This is a genomic window from Pseudomonas algeriensis (genome assembly GCF_048847255.1).
Classification (GTDB): domain Bacteria; phylum Pseudomonadota; class Gammaproteobacteria; order Pseudomonadales; family Pseudomonadaceae; genus Aquipseudomonas.
Genome location: NZ_JBKKRK010000004.1, coordinates 330,511 through 351,601, shown reverse-complemented (window position 1 = coordinate 351,601; position 21,091 = coordinate 330,511). Strand labels below are relative to the sequence as shown.

General features: G+C 61.3%; 23 protein-coding genes and 1 other RNA gene. 12 read left to right on the top strand and 12 right to left on the bottom strand.

Features of this window, described 5'->3' with window-relative positions; translation table 11 throughout:
- The 5 genes from ppx to ACLK1G_RS09010 form a co-directional block, all read right to left on the bottom strand.
- Positions 1–1,503 (bottom strand): exopolyphosphatase, encoded by a 1,503-nt coding sequence (gene ppx, locus ACLK1G_RS09030; protein ID WP_420765120.1) that lies wholly within the window; start codon positions 1,501–1,503, stop codon positions 1–3.
- Between the two features lie 119 nt (positions 1,504–1,622).
- Complete coding sequence (locus ACLK1G_RS09025) at positions 1,623–2,357, bottom strand: amino acid ABC transporter ATP-binding protein (protein WP_420765119.1); 735 nt, start codon at positions 2,355–2,357, stop codon at positions 1,623–1,625.
- Positions 2,344–2,994: an amino acid ABC transporter permease gene (locus tag ACLK1G_RS09020; protein ID WP_420765118.1), complete on the bottom strand. Its 651-nt coding sequence runs from the start codon at positions 2,992–2,994 to the stop codon at positions 2,344–2,346. The genes ACLK1G_RS09025 and ACLK1G_RS09020 overlap by 14 nt, the downstream gene beginning before the upstream one ends.
- Positions 2,991–3,659, bottom strand: a complete 669-nt coding sequence (locus ACLK1G_RS09015) for an amino acid ABC transporter permease (RefSeq protein ID WP_420765117.1) — start codon at positions 3,657–3,659, stop codon at positions 2,991–2,993. The genes ACLK1G_RS09020 and ACLK1G_RS09015 overlap by 4 nt, the downstream gene beginning before the upstream one ends.
- A 21-nt stretch (positions 3,660–3,680) precedes the next feature.
- Positions 3,681–4,466, bottom strand: a complete 786-nt coding sequence (locus ACLK1G_RS09010; protein WP_420765116.1) for a transporter substrate-binding domain-containing protein — start codon at positions 4,464–4,466, stop codon at positions 3,681–3,683.
- 254 nt (positions 4,467–4,720) lie between these two features.
- Between ACLK1G_RS09010 and ACLK1G_RS09005 the strand changes: the two genes are divergently transcribed.
- From ACLK1G_RS09005 to ACLK1G_RS08980, 6 genes are all read left to right on the top strand, one after another.
- Entirely contained in the window at positions 4,721–5,428 is a 708-nt protein-coding gene (locus ACLK1G_RS09005; RefSeq protein ID WP_420765115.1) for a FadR/GntR family transcriptional regulator, read from the top strand.
- A gap of 121 nt (positions 5,429–5,549) precedes the next feature.
- Positions 5,550–5,879, top strand: a complete 330-nt coding sequence (gene trxA, locus ACLK1G_RS09000) for a thioredoxin TrxA (RefSeq protein ID WP_003206727.1) — start codon at positions 5,550–5,552, stop codon at positions 5,877–5,879.
- A gap of 240 nt (positions 5,880–6,119) precedes the next feature.
- On the top strand, positions 6,120–7,379 hold the full coding sequence (gene rho / locus ACLK1G_RS08995) for a transcription termination factor Rho (RefSeq protein ID WP_003206716.1): 1,260 nt from the start codon (positions 6,120–6,122) through the stop codon (positions 7,377–7,379).
- 120 nt (positions 7,380–7,499) lie between these two features.
- The gene (gene ubiD, locus ACLK1G_RS08990) at positions 7,500–8,966 is read left to right on the top strand and encodes a 4-hydroxy-3-polyprenylbenzoate decarboxylase (protein ID WP_420765114.1); all 1,467 of its coding nucleotides are present in this window, start codon (positions 7,500–7,502) and stop codon (positions 8,964–8,966) included.
- The gene (locus ACLK1G_RS08985; protein WP_420765113.1) at positions 8,966–9,934 is read left to right on the top strand and encodes a CDP-6-deoxy-delta-3,4-glucoseen reductase; all 969 of its coding nucleotides are present in this window, start codon (positions 8,966–8,968) and stop codon (positions 9,932–9,934) included. The genes ubiD and ACLK1G_RS08985 overlap by 1 nt, the downstream gene beginning before the upstream one ends.
- 307 nt (positions 9,935–10,241) lie before the next feature.
- A complete protein-coding gene (locus tag ACLK1G_RS08980) occupies positions 10,242–10,910 on the top strand; it encodes a gamma-glutamylcyclotransferase (protein ID WP_420765112.1) in 669 nt (222 codons plus the stop codon).
- On the opposite strand, the gene glpT is transcribed toward ACLK1G_RS08980, so the two are convergent.
- Together glpT and ACLK1G_RS08970 are read right to left on the bottom strand one after the other, a co-directional pair.
- A complete protein-coding gene (gene glpT / locus ACLK1G_RS08975; RefSeq protein ID WP_420765111.1) occupies positions 10,886–12,235 on the bottom strand; it encodes a glycerol-3-phosphate transporter in 1,350 nt (449 codons plus the stop codon). The two genes, ACLK1G_RS08980 and glpT, sit on opposite strands and share 25 nt — an antisense overlap.
- A gap of 219 nt (positions 12,236–12,454) precedes the next feature.
- Positions 12,455–13,432 (bottom strand): NADPH:quinone oxidoreductase family protein, encoded by a 978-nt coding sequence (locus ACLK1G_RS08970; RefSeq protein WP_420765110.1) that lies wholly within the window; start codon positions 13,430–13,432, stop codon positions 12,455–12,457.
- A gap of 150 nt (positions 13,433–13,582) precedes the next feature.
- Here ACLK1G_RS08970 and ACLK1G_RS08965 point away from each other — a divergent pair, with 150 nt between their 5' ends.
- Positions 13,583–13,990, top strand: a complete 408-nt coding sequence (locus ACLK1G_RS08965; RefSeq protein WP_420765109.1) for a flagellar basal body-associated protein FliL — start codon at positions 13,583–13,585, stop codon at positions 13,988–13,990.
- 135 nt (positions 13,991–14,125) lie between these two features.
- Here ACLK1G_RS08965 and ACLK1G_RS08960 read toward each other — a convergent pair whose 3' ends face one another.
- Positions 14,126–14,578 (bottom strand): EVE domain-containing protein, encoded by a 453-nt coding sequence (locus ACLK1G_RS08960; protein WP_420765108.1) that lies wholly within the window; start codon positions 14,576–14,578, stop codon positions 14,126–14,128.
- A gap of 195 nt (positions 14,579–14,773) precedes the next feature.
- Here ACLK1G_RS08960 and ACLK1G_RS08955 point away from each other — a divergent pair, with 195 nt between their 5' ends.
- A complete protein-coding gene (locus tag ACLK1G_RS08955) occupies positions 14,774–14,920 on the top strand; it encodes a hypothetical protein (protein WP_420765107.1) in 147 nt (48 codons plus the stop codon).
- A 39-nt stretch (positions 14,921–14,959) separates the two neighbouring features.
- On the opposite strand, the gene ACLK1G_RS08950 is transcribed toward ACLK1G_RS08955, so the two are convergent.
- From ACLK1G_RS08950 to ACLK1G_RS08935, 4 genes are all read right to left on the bottom strand, one after another.
- Positions 14,960–15,562 (bottom strand): 5-formyltetrahydrofolate cyclo-ligase, encoded by a 603-nt coding sequence (locus tag ACLK1G_RS08950; protein ID WP_420765106.1) that lies wholly within the window; start codon positions 15,560–15,562, stop codon positions 14,960–14,962.
- Between the two features lie 117 nt (positions 15,563–15,679).
- Positions 15,680–15,859, bottom strand: a non-coding RNA gene (gene ssrS, locus ACLK1G_RS08945) — 6S RNA.
- A 30-nt stretch (positions 15,860–15,889) separates the two neighbouring features.
- Positions 15,890–16,207 carry a cell division protein ZapA gene (locus ACLK1G_RS08940; protein ID WP_039590276.1) on the bottom strand — a complete coding sequence of 106 codons (318 nt, stop codon included), beginning with the start codon at positions 16,205–16,207 and terminating at the stop codon, positions 15,890–15,892.
- Positions 16,204–16,413, bottom strand: coding sequence for a TIGR02449 family protein (locus ACLK1G_RS08935; protein ID WP_030138125.1), 210 nt, complete (start codon positions 16,411–16,413; stop codon positions 16,204–16,206). Before ACLK1G_RS08935 ends, ACLK1G_RS08940 begins: the two co-directional genes overlap by 4 nt.
- 129 nt (positions 16,414–16,542) lie before the next feature.
- Here ACLK1G_RS08935 and ACLK1G_RS08930 point away from each other — a divergent pair, with 129 nt between their 5' ends.
- From ACLK1G_RS08930 to ACLK1G_RS08915, 4 genes are all read left to right on the top strand, one after another.
- Complete coding sequence (locus ACLK1G_RS08930) at positions 16,543–17,097, top strand: YecA/YgfB family protein (protein WP_420765105.1); 555 nt, start codon at positions 16,543–16,545, stop codon at positions 17,095–17,097.
- A gap of 27 nt (positions 17,098–17,124) precedes the next feature.
- Positions 17,125–18,459, top strand: a complete 1,335-nt coding sequence (pepP, locus tag ACLK1G_RS08925) for a Xaa-Pro aminopeptidase (RefSeq protein ID WP_420765104.1) — start codon at positions 17,125–17,127, stop codon at positions 18,457–18,459.
- Positions 18,456–19,643, top strand: coding sequence for a 2-octaprenyl-6-methoxyphenyl hydroxylase (ubiH, locus tag ACLK1G_RS08920; protein WP_420765103.1), 1,188 nt, complete (start codon positions 18,456–18,458; stop codon positions 19,641–19,643). The genes pepP and ubiH overlap by 4 nt, the downstream gene beginning before the upstream one ends.
- Before the next feature lie 61 nt (positions 19,644–19,704).
- On the top strand, positions 19,705–20,922 hold the full coding sequence (locus ACLK1G_RS08915) for a 2-octaprenyl-3-methyl-6-methoxy-1,4-benzoquinol hydroxylase (protein WP_420765175.1): 1,218 nt from the start codon (positions 19,705–19,707) through the stop codon (positions 20,920–20,922).
- Positions 20,923–21,091 lie beyond the last annotated feature (169 nt).

Below are 21,091 nucleotides of genomic sequence, written 5' to 3'. Positions count from 1 at the left end.
TCAGTGGATGTTCAGCAAAATCCCCACCCGCGTCAGCCATTCGGCTTCCTGGGCAAAGTCCGCCTGGGTCAGTTGATTCTCATCCAGCCAGCCTTCGGGGAATATCACATCCAACTGATCGCCGTCGGCGTGCAGGGTAACCTGGGGCATTTGCTGGGTGCCACGGATGTGGTGGAACAGGATCGCGAAGCGCAACAGCACGCACAGGCGAATCAGCTTGATGCCGTCATCGCCGAATTCGGCGAATTTGTCCTTGGGAATATTGCGTCGATGACCACGTACCAATAGCGCCAGCATTTGCTGGTCTTCGCGTGAGAAACCCGCCAGGTCGGAGTGCTCGATCAGGTAGGCGCCGTGCTTGTGGTAATGGTAGTGGGCGATATCCAGGCCCACTTCATGCACCTTGGCGGCCCAACCCAGCAGTTCGCGCCAAACGCCGTCGTTCAGGTCCCAATCGTCGGCCACCTGGTCGAAGGCATGCAGCGCCTTGCGCTCGACCCGCGCCGCCTGCTCCTGGTCGACGTGATAACGCTCCATGAGCGAGCCCAGGGTGCGTTCGCGCACGTCTTCGTGATGATGCCGCCCGAGCAAGTCGTAGAGCACGCCCTCACGCAGGGCGCCTTCGCAATGGTCCATGCGTTGCAATTCGAGCGCGTCGAAGATCGCCTCGAGGATCGCCAGTCCCGCCGGGAAAATCGCCCGGCGATCAGGCTTGATGCCCTCGAAATCGATCTTGTCCGAATCGCCGAGCTTGAACACCTTGCGCTTGAGCCAGGCCAGGCCCTCGGCGTTGACTTCACCGGTGCCGTGGCCGCCAGCCTTGAGCGCCAGGCCGATGGCGCGGATGGTCCCCGAGGAGCCGATGGCTTCGTCCCAGGTCAACCGGTGCAGGGCATGTTCGATGCTCATGATTTCCAGGCGTGCCGCCGTGTAGGCCTGGGCATAGCGGGCCGGGGTGATCTTGCCGTCGCGGAAATAACGCTGGGTGTAGCTGACGCAACCCATCTGGAGGCTTTCGCGCAACAGCGGTTCGAAGCGCTGGCCGATGATGAACTCGGTGCTGCCACCGCCAATGTCCGCCACCAGGCGTTTGCCGGGGGTATCAGCCAGGGTGTGGGAAACGCCGAGGTAGATCAGGCGGGCCTCTTCACGGCCGGAAATGACTTCCACCGGATGGCCGAGGATCGCTTCGGCGCGATGGATGAACTCGCCACGGTTGCGCGCCTCGCGCAGGGCGTTGGTGCCCACGATCCGCACCGCGCCCAACGGCATGCCGTTGATCAACTGGGCGAATCGCTTGAGGCAATCGAGCCCGCGTTGGATGGACTCCTCGCTCAACCTGCGTTCTTCGTCGATCCCGGCGGCCAGCTGAACCTTTTCACCGAGCCGCTCAAGAATGCGGATTTCCCCGTTCTGGGCCTTCGCGACGACCATATGGAAGCTGTTGGAGCCCAGGTCGATAGCGGCGATCAGGGACAGATTCTTGGCTTGGGATGGCGGCATGGTCAGAGAGTCTCGGTCGATAACCTTGCCATCCTGCCACGATCGACCGCCTACGCCAACGCACCTGATCCAAACCCTTGATCCAGAGCCGTTCACAGAGTGTTCTTTGGCAGCAAAAATCAGGCAGGCTCCACCGTCCCGATGAAGTTCGCCAGCTCCGCCGTCTGCGGATCGGCGAACAGCAGCTTGGGATCACCCACCTCGTGCACCTTGCCCTGGTGCATGAACACCAGTTTGTCGCCCACTTCCCGGGCGAAACGCATTTCATGGGTGACCATGATCAGTGTCATGCCTTCCTTGGCCAGTTGCCGCACTACGCTGAGCACCTCGTTGACCAGCTCTGGGTCCAGCGCCGAGGTGATTTCATCGCAAAGCAAGACTTTCGGCGACATCGCCAGGGCACGGGCGATCGCCACCCGTTGCTGCTGCCCGCCAGACAAGCGGTCGGGGAAGGCGTCGAATTTTTCGCCGAGCCCGACCCGTTCGAGCATCTGGCGGGCCAGTTCCACCGCCTTGGCCTTGGGCACTTTTTGTACAACCTGCGGCGCGAGCATGACGTTTTCGCCGACGGTCAGGTGCGGGAACAGATTGAACTGCTGGAACACCATCCCGACTTTCTGCCGCAGGCTGCGCAGGTCGGCGCGGGCCGCGTCGAGGTATTCGCCGTCCACTTCGATCACGCCATCGTTGATCGATTCCAGGCCATTGAGGGTGCGCAGCAGGGTGGATTTGCCCGAGCCGCTGCGACCGATGATCGCCACCACCTGGCCTTCTTCGATACTCAGGTCGATGCCTTTGAGCACATGGTGATCGCCGTAGTATTTATGCAGGGCGGAAATTCTAAGCAGAGGCATGCAGTCTCCTTTCCAGGTAGCGCGCGCTGAGGGACAGGGGGTAGCAAAGGAGGAAATAACCGAGGGCGACCAGGCCATACACCATGAACGGCTCGAACGTGGCGTTGGCGAGCATGCCGCCGGTCTTGGTCAGTTCGGTAAAACCGATGATCGACGTCACGGCCGTGCCCTTGACCACCTGCACGGAAAAGCCCACGGTCGGCGCCACGGCGATGCGCAGGGCCTGGGGCAGGATCACGTAGCGCAACTGCTCCAACGGGTTGAGGGCCAGGCTCGCGGAGGCCTCCCATTGGCCGTTGGCAATCGAGTCGACACAACCGCGCCAGATCTCCGCCAGGTAAGCGCTGGTGAACAGCGTCAAGGCAATCGCCGCCGCCATCCACGGCGAAATCTCCACCCCGGCCAGGGCCACGCCGAAGAACACCAAAAACAGCTGCATCAACAGCGGCGTGCCTTGGAACAGCTCGATATACGTGCGGGCAATGTTGCGGGGCAGGGCGCGTTTGGAGATGCGCAGCACCATCACCAACAAGCCGACCACACCACCGCCGATAAACGCCACCAGCGAAAGCGCCAGAGTCCATTGCAGGCCGGTGAGCAGGTTGCGCACCACGTCCCAGAACGTGAAATCGCTCATTGGCTGCTCCTGGCGATGTAGCGACGCCCGACCCAATTCAGGAACTGGCGGATCAGCAGTGCCATGCACAGGTAGATCAGCGTCGTCAGTGCGTAGGTTTCAAAGGCGCGGAAATTGCGCGATTGGATGAAGTTGGCGGCGAAACTCAGCTCTTCGGTGGCGATCTGCGAACAGACCGCCGAGCCGAGCATCACGATGATGATCTGGCTGCTCAAGGCCGGCCAGACCTTGCCCAGCGCCGGCAGCAGCACCACGTGGCGGAACGCTTCGAAGCGGCTCATCGCCAACGCCGCGGCGGCTTCCAGTTGCCCTCGTGCAATGGCCTGGATACCGGCCCGGATGATCTCGGTGGAATACGCCCCCAGGTTGATCACCATCGCCAGCACCGCCGCTTGCCACTCGGAAATCTGCAAGCCAAGGGACGGCAAGCCGAAGAAAATGAAAAACAGTTGGACCAGGAACGGCGTGTTGCGGATCAGCTCCACGTACACGCCAAAGATCGCCGCGAACGGACGGATATTCCACGCCCGCACCACCGCGCCGACGATGCCCAGGCCAACCCCGAGCAACGCGCCGATGGCTGTCAGTTCCACGGTGAACAGCGCACCGCGCAACAGCAGCTCGGTGTTTTGCACCACCGGCAGAAAATCGAACTGGTAAGCCATGCTCAGCCTCTCAAGCGACGATCAGAGGTCGGCCGGCAGCGGTTGCTTGAGCCAGGTCTGCGCGTTCTTTTCCAGGCTTCCGTCCGTCTTGGCGGTGGCGAGAATCTGGTTGACCTTGTCCAGCAACGCCGGCTCGTTCTTGTTCACGCCCACGTAGACCGGAGAATCCTTGAGTTTCACTTTCAGCGCCGGGACGCGCTTGGGGTTGCGCTCGCTGATGGCGACCATCACCACGTTACCGCTGGCGATCAGGTCCACCTGACCGGCCAGGTAGGCGGCGATCGTCGAGTTGTTGTCTTCGAAACGCTTGATGGTGGCGCCTTCGGGGGCGACCTTGGTCAACTCGATGTCCTCGATAGCGCCACGGGTGACGCTGATGGTCTTGCCCTTGAGGTCGTCCAGGCCGGTGATTGCGGCATCGGGCGGGCCGAACACGGCGAGGTAGAAGGGCGCATAGGCGCTGGAGAAATCGATGACCTTCTCACGCTCCGGATTCTTGCCCAGGCTGGAAATTACCAGGTCGACCTTGCCTGTGGTCAGGAAAGGGATGCGGTTGGTGCTGTTGACCGGCGTCAATTCCAGCTTGACGTTGAGCTGGTCGGCCAGCAGTTTCGCCGTGTCGATATCCAGGCCGCGCGGCTTCATGTCCGGGCCGACCGAACCGAACGGTGGAAAATCCTGGGGCACCGCGACCTTGAGCGTGCCGCGTTTTACCACGTCTTCCAGGCCATCGGCGTGGGCGGGCAATTGGCAAAGCATCAAACTGGCAAACAGGGCAGTGAGCAGGACGCTGCAACGCTGGATCATGGTGAATCTCCGCGGTCGATGGTGTGATTTCTCCGATCGGACACAGCACAGGGCATGCCAAACCGGGCGTCGGTCCGCCAAAGCCACGGTTTTGCAGGCACCGGTCGGTCTGACTGGTCTGAACAGTTGGGTTGTTTTTCGCACCGTTATCGAGCGTCGCTTCGGGCGGCCGAACCCCGCTGGGGCACGACTTGCCGGGGGCTTCGAATAGCTTTACAACTAGCCGCTCATTCGTCCGGGTTGTCTGGAAAACCATGAATTCCATCGCTCGTGCCGTGCCTGAAGTGGCGCTGCAAGCCATCCGCAAACTCATCGTCGACGAAGGCTTCGGCCCGGGCGATGCGCTGCCCTCTCAACGGGACCTGGCCTTGCAACTGGGGGTCAGCCGGGCGTCTCTGCGCGAGGCGCTGTCATCGTTGAGCGCCCTGGGGTTGATCAGCGTCCAACCGGGTAGGGGCGTTTTCGTCCAGGGAGCAGCGCAGGTCGCGCGCGACGACTCGACAGCGCGCTGGCCGTTCGCCGCCCAGGCCTCGCCGGTGGATATCTTCCAGCTGCGCTATGCCCTTGAAGGTTTCGCGGCCGGATTGGCGGCCGTGACGTTGAGCGCCGATGAACTCGACGCACTGGATGACAACGTCGAGGCCATGCGCCGCGAATTGAAGGCCGGGGAGTTCGACGCAGCGGCACAACTGGATTTCGAATTTCACCGGCGCATTCTGCTGGCCAGCGGCAACCAGGCGATGTTGAGCATTCTCACCGCCAGCGCCGATATCTTCCTTGAGAGTCAGAAGCTACCGTTCATCAGGGCGGAGCGGGCGATGGAAACGTGGCAGGAACACCGCAAGATCCTTCGTGCCCTGGCCCGTCGCGCATCGGTTTCGGCGCACAAAACCATGCAAGAACATGTACGTAATGCTGCGTTGCGCACCGGTATTTCCTTCATCGCCCCGACCGCTTCCTGACGTGGGCCATACGTAAACCCATCGGTCACCATAGGGAGACTCAATCAACTGCGGCTTCCTGAACCTGGGAAGGGCAGCTATGATGGGCCACGTTTTTTTGCTGATTACCCCGGAGATTTCCATGAGCAGCGATCTGATCAAACACGTTAGCGACGCTAGCTTCGAAGCTGACGTACTCAAAGCCGAAGGCGCAGTGCTGGTCGACTATTGGGCTGAGTGGTGCGGTCCTTGCAAAATGATCGCTCCGGTCCTGGACGAAATTGCCGAGACCTACAAGGGCAAGCTGACCGTTGCCAAGCTGAACATCGACGAAAACCAGGAAACCCCGGCCAAGCATGGCGTGCGTGGAATTCCGACCCTGATGCTGTTCAAGAACGGCAACGTCGAAGCCACCAAGGTCGGCGCGCTGTCGAAGTCGCAACTGGCCGCGTTCCTCGACGCCAACATCTAAGCGTCGAATGCCTTGCCAAAAGCCCCGCAAATCGCGGGGCTTTTTCGTTATCCGGGGCTAGACGCTCGCAAATCCAGGTGTTACATTCGGCCCCGCACTGGTTTCTCCATTGCCCCCTGCAAGCCGTCGCCGACGCTCTCCTTTCGAATAAGTACGCGATCCTGTCGCCTTCTCCGCGGCGCGGCCTCATTAAGCCAAAAGCTTAATTTTCCCCTCCATAAATGATTACGTCATTCCTATATGAATCTGACTGAACTCAAGCAAAAGCCGATTACCGAACTGCTCGAATTGGCCGAACAGATGGGCATAGAAAATATGGCCCGTTCGCGCAAGCAGGACGTGATTTTCTCCCTGCTCAAGAAGCACGCGAAAAGCGGCGAGGAAATCTCCGGTGATGGCGTGCTGGAGATTCTCCAGGACGGCTTCGGCTTCCTCCGCTCCGCAGACGCTTCCTATCTCGCCGGCCCGGACGATATCTACGTCTCGCCGAGCCAGATCCGTCGCTTCAACTTGCGCACCGGTGACACCATCGTTGGCAAGATCCGCCCTCCTAAGGAAGGCGAGCGTTACTTCGCACTGCTCAAGGTCGACACCATCAACTTCGACCGTCCGGAAAACGCGAAGAACAAGATTCTCTTCGAGAACCTGACTCCGCTGTTCCCGACCGTGCGCATGAAGATGGAAGCCGGCAACGGTTCCACCGAAGACCTCACCGGTCGTGTCATCGACCTGTGCGCGCCTATCGGCAAAGGCCAGCGTGGCCTGATCGTGGCGCCGCCGAAGGCGGGCAAGACGATCATGCTGCAGAACATCGCGGCCAACATCGCCCGTAACAACCCTGAAGTCCACCTGATCGTGTTGCTGATCGATGAGCGTCCGGAAGAAGTGACCGAGATGCAGCGCACCGTGCGCGGCGAAGTGGTTGCCTCGACGTTCGACGAGCCGCCGACCCGTCACGTGCAGGTTGCCGAAATGGTGATCGAGAAGGCCAAGCGCCTGGTCGAGCACAAGAAGGACGTGGTGATTCTGCTCGACTCCATCACCCGTCTGGCCCGTGCCTACAACACCGTCATCCCGAGTTCCGGCAAGGTACTGACCGGTGGTGTCGATGCCCATGCCCTGGAAAAGCCGAAGCGTTTCTTTGGCGCCGCGCGGAACATCGAAGAAGGCGGCTCGCTGACCATCATCGCCACCGCGCTGGTCGAAACCGGCTCGAAGATGGACGAAGTGATCTACGAAGAGTTCAAGGGTACCGGTAACATGGAACTGCCCCTGGACCGTCGCATCGCCGAGAAACGTGTATTCCCGGCCATCAACATCAACCGTTCCGGTACCCGTCGCGAAGAATTGCTGACGGCCGATGACGAGTTGCAGCGCATGTGGATCCTGCGCAAGCTGCTGCATCCGATGGATGAAGTCGCGGCCATCGAGTTCCTGGTCGACAAGCTGAAAACGACCAAGACCAACGATGAGTTCTTCCTGTCGATGAAACGCAAGTAATTCGAGCAGGCCAGCAAGAGCCGGGGAAACCCGGCTTTTTGCTGTCCGTGCATTCACTATTCTGGACGGGCGGCGTTAAACTCGGGCCCCCGAACGCCACGGACACCATGAGGCTTTTGCATGCAGTATCGCGACTTGCGCGACTTTATCAGCGGTCTGGAACAGCGCGGCGAACTCAAGCGCATCCAGGTGCCGGTGTCACCCGTCCTGGAAATGACCGAGGTCTGCGACCGCACCCTGCGCGCAAAAGGCCCGGCGCTGCTGTTTGAAAACCCCACGGGTTATGACATTCCGGTGCTGGGCAACCTGTTTGGCACGCCGGAGCGCGTGGCCCTGGGCATGGGCGCCGAGGCGGTCAGCGAGCTGCGCGAGATTGGCAAGCTGCTGGCGTTCCTCAAGGAGCCCGAGCCGCCGAAAGGGCTGAAGGACGCTTGGTCCAAGCTGCCGATTTTCCGCAAGATCATTTCCATGGCGCCGAAGGTGGTCAAGGACGCGGTCTGCCAGGAAGTGGTGATCGAGGGTGACGATGTCGACCTGGCCATGCTTCCGGTGCAGACCTGCTGGCCGGGCGACGTCGGGCCGCTGATCACCTGGGGCCTGACCGTCACCAAAGGCCCGAACAAGGACCGTCAGAACCTGGGTATCTACCGTCAGCAGGTGATTGGCCGCAACAAGGTCATCATGCGCTGGCTGAGCCATCGGGGCGGCGCGCTGGATTATCGGGAGTGGTGCGAAAAGCATCCCGGCCAGCCATTCCCGGTGTCGGTCGCTTTGGGCGCCGATCCGGCGACCATCCTCGGCGCTGTCACGCCCGTGCCCGACAGCCTCTCCGAATATGCGTTTGCCGGCCTGCTGCGCGGCAACCGTACGGAGCTGGTGAAGTGCCGGGGCAACGATTTGCAAGTGCCGGCCACCGCAGAAATCATCCTTGAAGGCGTGATCCACCCCGGCGAAATGGCCGATGAAGGTCCCTACGGCGATCACACCGGTTATTACAACGAGGTAGACAGCTTCCCGGTGTTCACTGTCGAGCGCATCACTCACCGGATCAAGCCGATCTACCACAGCACCTACACCGGTCGTCCGCCTGATGAGCCGGCGATTCTTGGCGTGGCGCTGAACGAAGTGTTCGTGCCGATCCTGCAGAAGCAGTTTCCGGAAATCACCGATTTCTACTTGCCGCCCGAAGGTTGTTCCTATCGCATGGCCGTGGTGACGATGAAGAAGTCGTATCCTGGGCACGCCAAGCGAGTGATGCTGGGCGTCTGGTCGTTTTTACGACAGTTCATGTACACCAAGTTCGTTATCGTCACCGACGACGATATCAACGCACGGGATTGGAACGACGTGATCTGGGCCATCACAACGCGCATGGACCCCAAGCGCGACACGGTGATGATCGAGAACACGCCGATCGACTACCTCGACTTCGCCTCGCCGGTATCCGGCCTCGGGTCGAAGATGGGGCTCGATGCCACGCATAAATGGCCCGGTGAAACCACCCGCGAGTGGGGTCGGGTTATCGTCAAGGATGAAGCCGTTACCCAACGGATCGATGCCATTTGGAATCAGTTAGGAATAGATTGATGCGTGTAACCTTGCAGCCTTCCGGCGCGGTGCTGGAGATACAGCCGGCCGAGCGGATTCTCGACGGCGCGCGGCGCCTGGGCTACGACTGCCCCCAAAGCTGTCGTAATGGCAACTGCCATGTCTGTGGCGCATTGTTGGTGGAAGGTCGCGTGGAGCAGGCCGGTGAAGTGCGTGACCATGGCGAGATCTTCACGTGCATCGCCGAGCCGCTGGAGGACTGCGTGGTGTTGTGGGATGGCGTGTTGGCACCGGGCGAGCTGCCGGTGCGCAACCTGGCGTGCCAGGTAATCGAGTGCGTCGACGTGGGCGGCGACGTCTGGCGGGTACGCTTGCGCGCGCCAGCGGGCAAACCGCCGCGCTACCACGCCGGGCAATACCTGTTGATCGAGCGCGACAACGGTGAAAAATCAGCCTTCTCCCTCGCTTCGGCGCCGCACTCGGGGCGTGACCTGCAACTACACGTGCTGGTGCGCGAAAGCAGTGCGCAAAAGCTCTTGGAGCAACTGCAGCGCAACCCCAATGTGCGCATCGAGATGCCGTTTGGCGACACCCACCTGTCCGAGCTTCCTGACGGTCCGCTCGTGCTGATCGCCGCCGGGACCGGCATGGCGCAGATGCACAGCCTGATCGAGCATTGCCGCGCGGCGGGCTTCAAGCACCCGGTGCACCTGTATTGGGGCGTACGGCGACCGGAAGATTTCTACGAAATCGAGCATTGGGACGAATGGAAAAAACTGCCGAACCTGTTCCTGCATAAAGTCGTCAGCGACTTGTGTGGCTGGGAAGGGCGCTGCGGGATGCTCCATGAGGCGGTGTGTGAGGACATCAGCGACCTTTCTGGTGTGCACGTCTACGCCAGCGGCTCGCCGGCCATGATCTATGCCACCCTCGACGCCCTGGTGGAAGCCGGCATGGACGCTCACCAGATGCGCGCCGATGTGTTTGCGTATGCGCCAAGGGCTTGACCCAACCGAGCCTTGAGCTGTGCCGTTGTGGCGAGGGAGCTTGCTCCCGCTGGACCGGTCCGACGCCTCGGGCGAAGCAGTCCCAAAAGAGGCGGTCGCTGCGCAACCGAGCGGGAGCAAGCTCCCTCGCCACAAAAGCCCTGACCGCCCTCGATATAACTTCATATATTGCGTTTCGGTATTTAGTTGGCCGGCCAGATACCGATAACGTATATAGCGTCGGGCTGGCATTTAACTTGCGTCGCTCCTCACGAACGTCAGCACACTGGCGTCCCTTTATTTTCTGAGAAGCCAACCGCTAACGGCCATGACCGCTATCGAATCCGCCATTACCTGCGCCCTGTACCCGCCACGACTCGAGCTGGGTGCGCAGCTGACCCATGAACAACTACTCGCCTCGATGCGATTGACCATGAGTCTCCACCAGGGCGGTCCGGTCTGGTTGTTCGCGTACGGTTCATTGATCTGGCGGCCGGAATGCACGGCGGTGGAGCGCGTGCGCGGTCGGGTCCATGGCTACCATCGCGGTTTATACCTGTGGTCCCACGAACATCGCGGCACTCCGGAGTTGCCAGGGTTGGTGTTCGGACTGGATCGCGGCGGTTCGTGCAGCGGTTTTGCCTACCGGCTGCCGGAGGAAAACCTCGAGGATTCGCTGTTCGCGTTGTGGCAGCGGGAAATGCCGGTGCCGTCCTATCGCCCGCACTGGCTCAGTTGCCGTCTCGAGGATGGCAGCCGGGTGCAAGCCTTGGGTTTTGTGTTGGAGCGACACCTGCCGAGCTATGCCGGCAACTTGCCGGACCATGTGCTGAGCCAGGTCTTTGAAAGCGCCTGTGGGCGTTACGGCACTACTCGCGATTATGTCGAGCAGACCGTACACGCCCTGCGCAGCCACGCCATGCCAGACCGGAACCTGGAGGCGCGGCTCAAGCGCTGCCAATCAATGTGGGATCAGGCGACCGCTTCGCGGCTCTGACTGGCGATCTGCTTGTGCCACAAGGTTGGCGCAAGGAACGCCATCGCCAGCAGACAAGCGCCGACCAGCAGTACAAAACCGCCGTCCCAGCCGAAATGGTCGACGGTATAGCCCATGGCGGCGCTGGCCGCGACCGAACCACCCAGGTACCCGAACAGGCCGGTGAAACCGGCGGCGGTGCCGGCGGCTTTTTTCGGCGCCAGTTCCAATGCCTGCAAGCCGATCAGCATGACTGGGCCATAGATCAGGAAGCCGATGGATACCAGGGCAATCATATCGACGGTCGGGTTGCCGGCCGGGTTCAGCCAGTACACCAGGGTGGCCACGGTCACCAGGGCCATGAATACCATGCCGGTCAGGCCACGATTGCCACGGAAGATCTTGTCCGACATCCAGCCACACAGCAGCGTGCCGGGGATACCGGCCCATTCGTAGAAGAAGTAGGCCCAGGAGCTTTTGTCCACGGTGAAGCCCTTGGCTTCCTTCAGGTAGGTCGGCGCCCAGTCCAGCACCCCGTAGCGCAGCAGGTAGACGAAGACGTTAGCCATGGCGATGTACCAGAGCATCTTGTTGCGCAGCACGTACTTGACGAAAATTTCCTTGGCGCTGAATTCCTTTTCGTGGCTGTCGTCGTAGCCTTCCGGATAATCGTCCTTGTACTTCTCGATCGGCGGCAGGCCCACCGATTGCGGGGTGTCGCGCATGGTCGCGAAGGCAAACACCGCAACGGCAAGTGCTACGGTAGCGGGCACATAGAATGCCGCATGCCAGTCATTGAACCAGCCCATGCCCAGCAGGAACAACGGGCCGATAAGGCCGCCGCCGACGTTGTGCGCCACGTTCCACACCGACACCACGCCGCCGCGTTCCTTTTGCGACCACCAGTGCACCATGGTCCGTCCGCTCGGCGGCCAGCCCATGCCTTGTGCCCAGCCGTTGATGAACAGCAGGATGAACATGATCGTCACGCTGGACGTCGCCCAGGGCGCAAAACCGAAAATGAACATCACGCCGGCTGATACCAGCAAGCCGAATGGCAGGAAATAGCGGGGGTTCGAGCGGTCGGACACCAGGCCCATCAAGAACTTCGATAAGCCATAGGCAATCGCGATGGCCGACATGGCCAGGCCGAGTTGGCCACGGGTGTAGCCCTCGTCGATGAGGTAGGGCATGGCCAGGGAGAAGTTTTTGCGCAGCAGGTAGTAACCGGCATAGCCGATGAAAATCCCCGCGAAGATTTGCCAGCGAAGGCGTCGGTAGGTGCTGTCTATTTTTTCTTCAGGCAGCGTTGCCTGATGTGCGGTGGGTCGAAAGAAAGCAAACATTCAAGTGCTCCAGAATTCTTGTTTTGGCTGCGGATGCGAATGTTACAGTTTCGTTACCGAAAATAGCATTGGTTCGAATCAGCAAAACAGTGGAAATGCTGGATTTGGCATGTTCTTTTATGAACATGTCGCTCAGATATAAATGAAGGGCGTTGCGGGAATGGCGAAGCCGGGTCGTAGGGCTTCGACCCGGTACAGTTGAAAGAGAATCGCAGCCAATCAGCGAACCTGCACCACCACCTTGCCGACCGCCTTGCGCTGCCCCAAGTCATTGATCGCCTGGGCGGCATCGTCCAGCGGGTAGACCTGCGACACCAGCGGCTTGAGCTTGCCTTCGGCGAACCAGCCGAACAGCTGCTGGAAGTTGGCGGCGTTGTCCTGGGGCTGGCGCTGGGCGAAGGAGCCCCAGAACACACCGACCACCGAGGCGCCCTTGAGCAAGGCCAGGTTCACCGGCAGCTCGGGAATGCGCCCGCTGGCAAAGCCAACCACCAACAACCGGCCGTTCCAGGCGATGGCGCGCACGGCCTGGTCGAACAGGTCGCCGCCCACCGGGTCGTAGATGACATCGGCGCCTTGGCCGTCGGTGAGGCGCTTGATTTCGTCCTTCAGGCTGGTTTCGTTGTAGTTGATCAACTCGTCAGCACCGGCGGCCTTTGCCACGGCGAGTTTTTCCGCGCTGCTGGCGGCCGCGATGACTCTCGCACCCATGGCCTTGCCGATTTCCACCGCCGCCAGGCCGACCCCGCCGGAGGCACCGAGCACCAGCAGGGTTTCTCCGGGCTTCAGGTTGGCGCGCTGCTTGAGGGCGTGCATCGACGTGCCGTAGGTCATGCTGAACGCGGCCGCGGTGTTGAAATCCATGGCGGAGGGAATCGGCAGCACGTTGTAGCCCGGTACCGCTACTTGCTCGGCGAAGCTGCCCCAGCCGGTCAGGGCCATGACCCGATCACCGACTTTCAGGTGGCTGACCTTTTCCCCTACTTCGCTGATGACCCCGGCCGCTTCGCCACCCGGGGAAAACGGGAAGGGCGGCTTGAACTGGTATTTGCCCTCGATGATCAGCGTGTCAGGAAAATTCACCCCGGCGGCGTGCACATCCAGCAACACTTCATTCTTCTTTGCGACAGGGCTGGCGACGTCTTCCAGCACCAGCGATTCGGCGGGACCGAATTCTTTGCACAGCACGGCTTTCATCAGGGCTATTCCTTTGGGAGTGATGGCCGATAAGTGTAGGTGTGAGAGTCAACGGGTCAACGAGCATGCCCCGCCCTGATAGCCAGCCATAAGCTTGTGCTTGGACGGCGGGTCGGTATGCTGGGCCGCAAACCGGATGAGGAGTGGAATGTGAAAGCGTGGATGATGTTGATGCTGGCCCTGTCGCTGCCTGTGGCGGCGATGGCCGAAGAGAGCAAGGAAGGCGAGGCACCCAAGGTCAGTTACATCACGTTGAGCCCGCCGTTCGTGGGCAACTATGGGCTGGATGGTACGACCAAGCTGAAGGTCTACAAGGCTGACGTCGCCTTGCGCGTGACCGGCGATGCCGCCGCTGCGGCGGTGAAAGCGAACGAGCCGTTGATTCGCAACCAGTTGGTGGCGCTGTTCGCTCAGCAGACGACCGAGACCATGAACAACCTTGAAGCCAAGGAAAAGCTGCGTCAGGAAGCGTTGAAGCAGACCCAGCAAGTGATGAACGACGAGACCGGCAAGCCGATGGTTGAGGATCTGTTGTTCAACAACCTGATCATTCAATAAGTCTTGTGGTAACCAGGCGGGCCCTTTCGCGAGCAGGCTCGCTTCCACAGTGGATCTGCAGTGAACAGTGAGCAACCGAGATTCCCTGTGGGAGCGAGCTTGCTCGCGATGGTGGCCTACCGGACAGCGAATCACTCAAGGCTTGAGAGCAATCACCGCCGCCCATTGCTCCGCCGTCACCGGCATCACTGACAGTCGCGAGCCTTTCTGCACCAGCGGCATTTCTGCCAGGGCGGTCTGTTGCTTGAGGTGGTCGAGCTTGAGGACGTGGCGGAACGTTTCGACATGGGCCACGTCGATCGCGGTCCAGGGGTTTTTCTCAAGGCTGGCCTTGGCGTCGAAGTAGTGGCTGTCAGGCTCCAGCGCCGTGGGATCGGGGTAGGCAGCCTTGATGATTTTTCCGGTGCCCGCGATGCCAGGCTCCGGGCAGCTGGAGTGATAGAAAAAAAATAAATCGCCTTCTGCCATGGCGCGCAGGAAATTGCGTGCCTGATAGTTGCGAACTCCGTCCCAGCGAGCTTGGCCGAGCTTTTCCAAGCCCTGGATGGACAATTCGTCGGGCTCGGATTTCATCAGCCAATAAGCCATGATTTCTACTCCTGGGCGATATAGTTAAAAATAGTTCAGCGATTTTATGACAAACCGACAGTCGGTTGACGCCAGAGTTTGCGTGTGGGTCCGGGTTATCGCAAAATGCCGGCCTTCCAAGCTTGACGCTGCTGCACGGCCAATAAGAAAACCGCTGCTGTCATCGTGTGTGATATGCCTTGAGGGGGGCAATCGATGAAACGCAAACCGGATTTGTTGTGGATACTGGTCATTCTGTTCGGCCTGGGTGTCGTGACCACGGGTTACGCCCAGAGCTTGTGGAGCAGCAAGAACGATGTTCCGATGAACATCGCCCAGCCTGCCCCATCGCTCAAGCGCTGAGCGCTTTCTTTCAGGCGCCGCTGATTCCGGTGGCGCCTATCATGCGATGTACCAACGCCTGTCGCTGACTGTTCCTTGCAGCGGCACGTCCCAGCTTGCCTGTACCAATCGCTCGACCCGTTGGCATTCGTGGGCCAGCCCCAGCAAGGTCGGCTTGCGCCATTGTTTGCGGCGCGACAGATACGCCAGGCTGCGATCGTAGAATCCCCCGCCCATGCCCAGCCGACCCCCGGCATCGTCAAACCCGACCAGCGGCAACAGCACCAGGTCCAACGTCCAGACCTTGCGTTGCCGGGCTATATTCTTGCGTGGTTCCGGGATGCGAAAGCGATTGGGCTGCATCTTCTCGCCGGGATGGATTCGCTGGAAAACCATTTTCGTCTGCGGCCATGGGCTGAGCACCGGCAGGTACGTCGCCTTGCCCCGACGCTGGGCCGCGCGCAGTAGCAGGCGTGGATCGATCTCGCCGTCGTTGGGCAGGTACAGGGCGATGTGTCGCGCGCGGCGAAACAGCGGGTGCTGGGCCAGTTGCCTGTAGAGGCCTTGGGCGGCGTCCCGTTGCTGGGCCGGGGTCAGGGAGCGACGCGCCTGGCGCAGCAGGCGGCGAAGTTGCGGGCGGGTCGGCAACGCAGGTTCGGTCATATCGAGGTTTCCGAGGCGGTGGCATCGAAACAGCGTAACCGCAAACAACAGCGCCAGAAATGCCAAACGCCAGAAACGACAATGCCAGTCATGATGACTGGCATTGTTTCGAGAATCAGGCTCCCCGGATGAACCGCTGTCGGCTTAGCCCTTGAACCCGAAAGTTCAAGGTGGAAGTTGCAGGAGGCGTTAAGGCTTTCCGTCAAGCGGACATGCACACCGGCCCCAACGTGCAACCCCCGTGGTTGTGCGTATCGGCTCAGGGACATCACCAACTGGCAAGCACCCCAGGGAGTGACGCAAGTATACCCCAGGCAGCCTCGCGAATCAGCCCTTGCTGACGTCCGGATCGGTGGCCAGTACCAAATCCACTCGATCCAGCAGGTCGCGGACTTGTTCGCGGGTCGAGCCGCTGACCTGTACGTCCGGCGTATCCTGGCGGTGCAGCAGGTCGTGGGTGATGTTCAAGGCGGCCATCACGGCGATGCGATCGGCGCCGATGACTTTGCCGCTGCTGCGGATCTCGCGCATCTTGCCGTCCAGGTAACGGGCGGCACTCACCAGGTTGCTACGCTCTTCCTGGGGGCAGATGATCGAATATTCTTTATCGAGGATCTGCACGGTAACGCTATTGCTTGAACTCATGAGTCTTGCTCCAGGGCCTTGAGGCGCGAAATCATCGATTCGACCTTACGCCGGGCGATTTCGTTTTTTTCAATGAGGTGCGCGCGTTCCTCGCGCCAGGTTTTTTCCTGAGCTAATAGGAGTCCGTTTTGGCTCTTAAGTTGCTCGACCCGTTCAATTAGCAGCTCGAGTCTGGCCATCAGCGCTTGCAGGTCGGTGTCTTCCATTGTGTCCACTGAAGATTGTGTCTGATGGGGGATAAAGGTCGCACAGCCTTTAATGGTCTTGGCGAGTCTGTCGATGTAGGATACAAGGCCTCCATTCTAGACATAGCGCCGTCTGGCGCCTAGCTGCCCATGCCCATTCAGAATTCCCCGTATCAAGCGTTCGCCACCCTGCTGAGCACCAGCGGTCATCCTGTCTCGCCCGCCGAACTCCACGGCCTGTTGCTTGGCCGCAGCTGCGCCGGCGCCGGCTTCGAGGCCGACGGCTGGTTGGCCGACGCCGCCGAGCTGCTCGAAGGCGAGCCGGCGGACAACGTGCGTAATGCGCTCATCGGCCTGCAGGAAATGGTCAAGGGCGAGCTGACCAGCGATGACATGACCGTCGTCCTGCTGCTGCCGACTGACGATGCGCCGCTGAGCGAGCGCGCCGCTGCGCTGGGCCAGTGGTGCCAGGGCTTTCTCGCCGGTTTCGGCCTGACCCGCCGCGAATACGCCCTGAGCGATGAAGCGAAGGAAGTCCTGCAAGACCTGGCGGCGATCTCCCAGGTACAGGATGCCCTGGAAGAGTCCGACGACGGCGAAAGCGACTATATGGAAGTGATGGAGTACCTGCGGGTCGCGCCTCTGCTCCTGTTCACCGAGACCAAGAAGACCGCTGAACCGGCCGCCAAACCGTCCTTGCACTGATCGCTTGAAAGGGAACACCGTCTGCCCATGATTCATATCCCGAAGTCGGAATACAGCCGTCGCCGCAAGGCCCTGATGGCGCAGATGGAGCCCAACAGTATCGCAATCCTGCCCGCCGCCGCCGTTGCGATCCGCAACCGCGACGTCGAGCATGTCTATCGCCAGGACAGTGATTTCCAATACCTGAGCGGCTTTCCCGAGCCGCAGGCCGTCATCGTGCTGATGCCCGGCCGGGCCCATGGCGAATACATCCTCTTCTGCCGCGAGCGCAATGCCGAGCGGGAAATGTGGGATGGCCTGCGTGCCGGCCAGGAGGGAGCGATCCGTGACTATGGCGCCGACGACGCGTTCCCCATCACCGACATCGACGATATCCTGCCGGGGCTGATCGAAGGCCGCGACCGGGTGTACTCGGCCATGGGCAGCAACCCGGAGTTCGACCGGCACCTGATGGAGTGGATCAACGTGATCCGCTCCAAGGCCCACCTCGGTGCCCAGCCGCCGAACGAATTCGTTGCCCTGGATCATCTGCTGCACGACATGCGCCTGTATAAATCGGCGGCGGAAGTGAAAGTGATGCGCGAAGCGGCGCGGATTTCCGCCCAGGCGCATATCCGGGCAATGCAGGCGGCGCGGCCAGGGCTGTATGAGTACAGCCTGGAAGCCGAGCTCGATTATGAGTTTCGCAAGGGCGGGGCAAAGATGCCGGCGTACGGTTCCATCGTCGCGGCGGGGCGCAACAGCTGCATTTTGCATTACCAGCAAAATGATGCCGTGCTCAAGGATGGCGACCTGGTGTTGATCGATGCCGGGTGCGAAATCGATTGTTATGCCAGCGATATCACCCGCACCTGGCCGGTCAGCGGGAAGTTTTCCGCCGAGCAGAAGGCGATCTACGAAGTAGTGCTGGCGGCCCAGGAAGCCGCATTTGCGCAAATCGCGCCGAACAAACATTGGAACCAGGCCCACGAGGCGACCGTCAGGGTAATTACCGAGGGGCTGGTCCGCCTGGGGCTGCTGGAAGGCGAAGTGGACGAACTGATCGCAAGCGAAGCCCACCGGGCGTTCTACATGCACCGCGCCGGCCACTGGCTGGGGATGGATGTACATGATGTGGGCGAATACCGCGTGGGTGGCGAGTGGCGAGTGCTGGAGGTCGGAATGACTTTGACCGTCGAGCCGGGCATTTACATTGCCCCGGACAATCGCAGCGTAGCGAAGAAATGGCGCGGCATTGGCGTGCGCATCGAGGATGACGTGGTAGTGACCAAGACCGGTTGTGAAATCCTGACCCGCGGCGTACCGAAGACGGTCGCCGAAATCGAGGCCTTGATGGCCACCGCACGGACACAAGCGGCATGAACCGGGTCAACGTTGCAATCATCGGTGGCGGCCTGGTCGGCGCGAGCCTGGCGCTGGCGCTGCAAGCCGGTGCCAAGGCACGGGGTTGGAAGATCATGCTGATCGAGCCCTTCGCTCCCGGTGACGCCTGGCAGCCGAGCTACGATGCGCGCTCGTCGGCGCTTTCGTTCGGCGCGCGGCAAATTTATCAACGCTTGGGCCTGTGGCAGGAAGTTTCCCGCCGGGCCGAGCCGATCAAGCAGATCCACGTGTCCGACCGCGGGCGGTTTTCGACGGCGCGGTTGTCGGCCATGGAGGAGGGCGTGCCGGCCCTTGGCTACGTCGTGGAGAATGCCTGGCTCGGCCAATGCCTGTGGCAAGGCCTGGACAAGGATGTCGTCAGTTGGCGCTGCCCCGCGCAGGTCGCTCGGATGGAGCCGCAAATCGCGGGCTATCGCCTGACGCTGGACGACGAAACTGTTGTGGAATGCGACCTCGCGGTATTGGCCGACGGCGGTCGCTCCGGCCTGCGGGAGCAGATGGGGGTCGGGGTGCGCAATCGTCCCTACGACCAGAGCGCCTTGATTGCCAACATCACGCCCAGCGAAGCGCACAACGGCATGGCTTTCGAGCGCTTCACCGATGACGGCCCGATGGCGTTGTTGCCGCTGCCGGAAAATCGCTGTGCATTGGTCTGGACTCGCCAGGGCATGGATGCGCAACGACTCGCAGCCCTTGACGAGCGCAGCTTCCTCAGTGAATTGCAGAATGTGTTCGGCTATCGCCTGGGCACGCTGAAGCAAGTAGGCGCGCGTCATCTTTATCCATTGGCGCTGGTGGAAGCCGAGGAACAGGTGCGTCCGCACCTGGCCATCCTGGGCAATGCTGCCCACAGCTTGCATCCGATTGCCGGGCAAGGCTTCAACCTGTCCCTGCGTGACGCCCAGGCCTTGGCCGATACCTTGCTTGAGAGCGACAGCACGCCCGGCGACTTCACCGTATTGCAAGCCTATCGCGAGCGTCAGCGGATGGATCAGGCCTTGACCGTGGGCTTCTCCGACGGGGTGACGCGGCTGTTCAGCAGCGATCTGCCGCTGGTGTCCCTGGGCCGTAATCTCGGCCTGCTGGGCCTGGACCTGCTGCCGCCCGCCAAGCGCTGGTTCGCCCGTCAGGCCATGGGTTTGGGAACACGCCCTGATGCTTGATATGGATCATTCCTTTCACCGGCGGCTGATGTCGCCAGCAACACAGGCTTAAAGCATGGAATTGCGTGCAGATCTGTTGATTGTCGGTGCCGGCATGGTCGGCAGCGCCCTGGCGCTGGCGTTGCAGGGCAGTGGCCTGCAAGTGCTGCTGCTCGACGGCAGCCCGATGAGCGTCAAGCCCTTTGATGCCCAGGCCGCATTCGAGCCACGGGTCAGTGCTCTGTCGGCAGCCAGCCAACGGATCCTCGAACGCCTGGGTGTCTGGGACGGGATCACCGGCCGACGGGCCAGCCCATACACCGACATGCACGTCTGGGATGGCAGCGGCACTGGGCAGATTCACTTTTCCGCCGCCAGTCTGCATGCCGACGTGCTGGGGCATATCGTTGAAAACCGCGTCGTCCAGGACGCGCTGCTGGACCGACTGCACGATTGTGATTTAGGCCTGCTTGCCAACGCGCGCCTGGAGCAGATGCGCCGCTCAGGTGATGACTGGCTGCTGACGCTGGCCGACGGCCGTACCTTGCGCGCGCCGCTGGTGATTGCCGCCGACGGCGCGAATTCAGCCGTGCGTCGCCTGACCGGGGTGGCCACGCGGGAGTGGGATTACCTGCACCACGCTATTGTCACCAGCGTGCGTAGCGCCCGTCCTCATCGGACGACGGCTTGGCAGCGTTTCACCGACAACGGCCCGCTGGCGTTTCTGCCACTGGCCCGCGAGGGTCAGGAAGACTGGTGTTCGATCGTCTGGTCCACCACTCCCGATGAAGCGCAGCGCTTGATGGCTCTTGATGACACTGCGTTTTGCAACGAGCTGGAGCGTGCCTTCGAAGGCCAGCTCGGCACGGTACTGAGCGCCGACCCGCGCTTGTGCGTGCCACTGCGCCAGCGCCATGCCAAGCGCTATGTGGCCGAAGGGCTGGCACTGATCGGTGATGCGGCCCACACCATCCATCCGCTGGCCGGGCAGGGCGTGAACCTGGGCTTGCTGGATGCCGCCGTGCTGGCCGAAGTGCTGCTGCAAGCGGCCGGGCGTGGCGAACGTTTGGCTGACGTGAAGGTATTGAGCCGCTACGAGCGCCGCCGCATGCCCCACAACCTGGCGTTGATGGCGGCGATGGAAGGTTTCGAGCGGTTGTTCCAGGCTGATCCGTTGCCGGTTCGCTGGTTGCGCAACGCCGGTCTGAAGTTGGTGGACCGCCTGCCTGAAGCCAAGGCGTTGTTCGTGCGCGAGGCGCTGGGGTTGACCGGGGATTTGCCGGAGCTGGCCAGGGCCTGAGAGGTGTGTCGGGGCTCATGACCTCATCGCGAGCAGGCTCGCTCCCACAGGTTATGTGAAAGCAAGTCAATGTGGGAGCGAGCCTGCTCGCGATGAGGCCGGAACCGCTACCTCGACCCCACCGCTGCAACATTTGGAAACGTGTCTGCCCACTGTTCGATTGTGGTGC

Coding starts and splice junctions, on each gene's coding strand:
- ACLK1G_RS09020 (WP_420765118.1), bottom strand. CDS start 2,994: ATGAGCGATTTCACGTTCTGGGACGTGGTGCGCAACCTGCTCACCGGC.
- glpT (WP_420765111.1), bottom strand. CDS start 12,235: ATGTTTGCTTTCTTTCGACCCACCGCACATCAGGCAACGCTGCCTGAA.
- ACLK1G_RS09015 (WP_420765117.1), bottom strand. CDS start 3,659: ATGGCTTACCAGTTCGATTTTCTGCCGGTGGTGCAAAACACCGAGCTG.
- ubiD (WP_420765114.1), top strand. CDS start 7,500: ATGCAGTATCGCGACTTGCGCGACTTTATCAGCGGTCTGGAACAGCGC.
- pepP (WP_420765104.1), top strand. CDS start 17,125: ATGATTCATATCCCGAAGTCGGAATACAGCCGTCGCCGCAAGGCCCTG.
- ppx (WP_420765120.1), bottom strand. CDS start 1,503: ATGCCGCCATCCCAAGCCAAGAATCTGTCCCTGATCGCCGCTATCGAC.
- ACLK1G_RS08980 (WP_420765112.1), top strand. CDS start 10,242: ATGACCGCTATCGAATCCGCCATTACCTGCGCCCTGTACCCGCCACGA.
- ACLK1G_RS08950 (WP_420765106.1), bottom strand. CDS start 15,562: ATGACCGAACCTGCGTTGCCGACCCGCCCGCAACTTCGCCGCCTGCTG.
- ACLK1G_RS08955 (WP_420765107.1), top strand. CDS start 14,774: ATGAAACGCAAACCGGATTTGTTGTGGATACTGGTCATTCTGTTCGGC.
- ACLK1G_RS08930 (WP_420765105.1), top strand. CDS start 16,543: ATGCCCATTCAGAATTCCCCGTATCAAGCGTTCGCCACCCTGCTGAGC.
- ACLK1G_RS09025 (WP_420765119.1), bottom strand. CDS start 2,357: ATGCCTCTGCTTAGAATTTCCGCCCTGCATAAATACTACGGCGATCAC.
- ACLK1G_RS08970 (WP_420765110.1), bottom strand. CDS start 13,432: ATGAAAGCCGTGCTGTGCAAAGAATTCGGTCCCGCCGAATCGCTGGTG.
- trxA (WP_003206727.1), top strand. CDS start 5,550: ATGAGCAGCGATCTGATCAAACACGTTAGCGACGCTAGCTTCGAAGCT.
- ACLK1G_RS09005 (WP_420765115.1), top strand. CDS start 4,721: ATGAATTCCATCGCTCGTGCCGTGCCTGAAGTGGCGCTGCAAGCCATC.
- ACLK1G_RS08960 (WP_420765108.1), bottom strand. CDS start 14,578: ATGGCTTATTGGCTGATGAAATCCGAGCCCGACGAATTGTCCATCCAG.
- ubiH (WP_420765103.1), top strand. CDS start 18,456: ATGAACCGGGTCAACGTTGCAATCATCGGTGGCGGCCTGGTCGGCGCG.
- ACLK1G_RS08985 (WP_420765113.1), top strand. CDS start 8,966: ATGCGTGTAACCTTGCAGCCTTCCGGCGCGGTGCTGGAGATACAGCCG.
- ACLK1G_RS08940 (WP_039590276.1), bottom strand. CDS start 16,207: ATGAGTTCAAGCAATAGCGTTACCGTGCAGATCCTCGATAAAGAATAT.
- rho (WP_003206716.1), top strand. CDS start 6,120: ATGAATCTGACTGAACTCAAGCAAAAGCCGATTACCGAACTGCTCGAA.
- ACLK1G_RS09010 (WP_420765116.1), bottom strand. CDS start 4,466: ATGATCCAGCGTTGCAGCGTCCTGCTCACTGCCCTGTTTGCCAGTTTG.
- ACLK1G_RS08935 (WP_030138125.1), bottom strand. CDS start 16,413: ATGGAAGACACCGACCTGCAAGCGCTGATGGCCAGACTCGAGCTGCTA.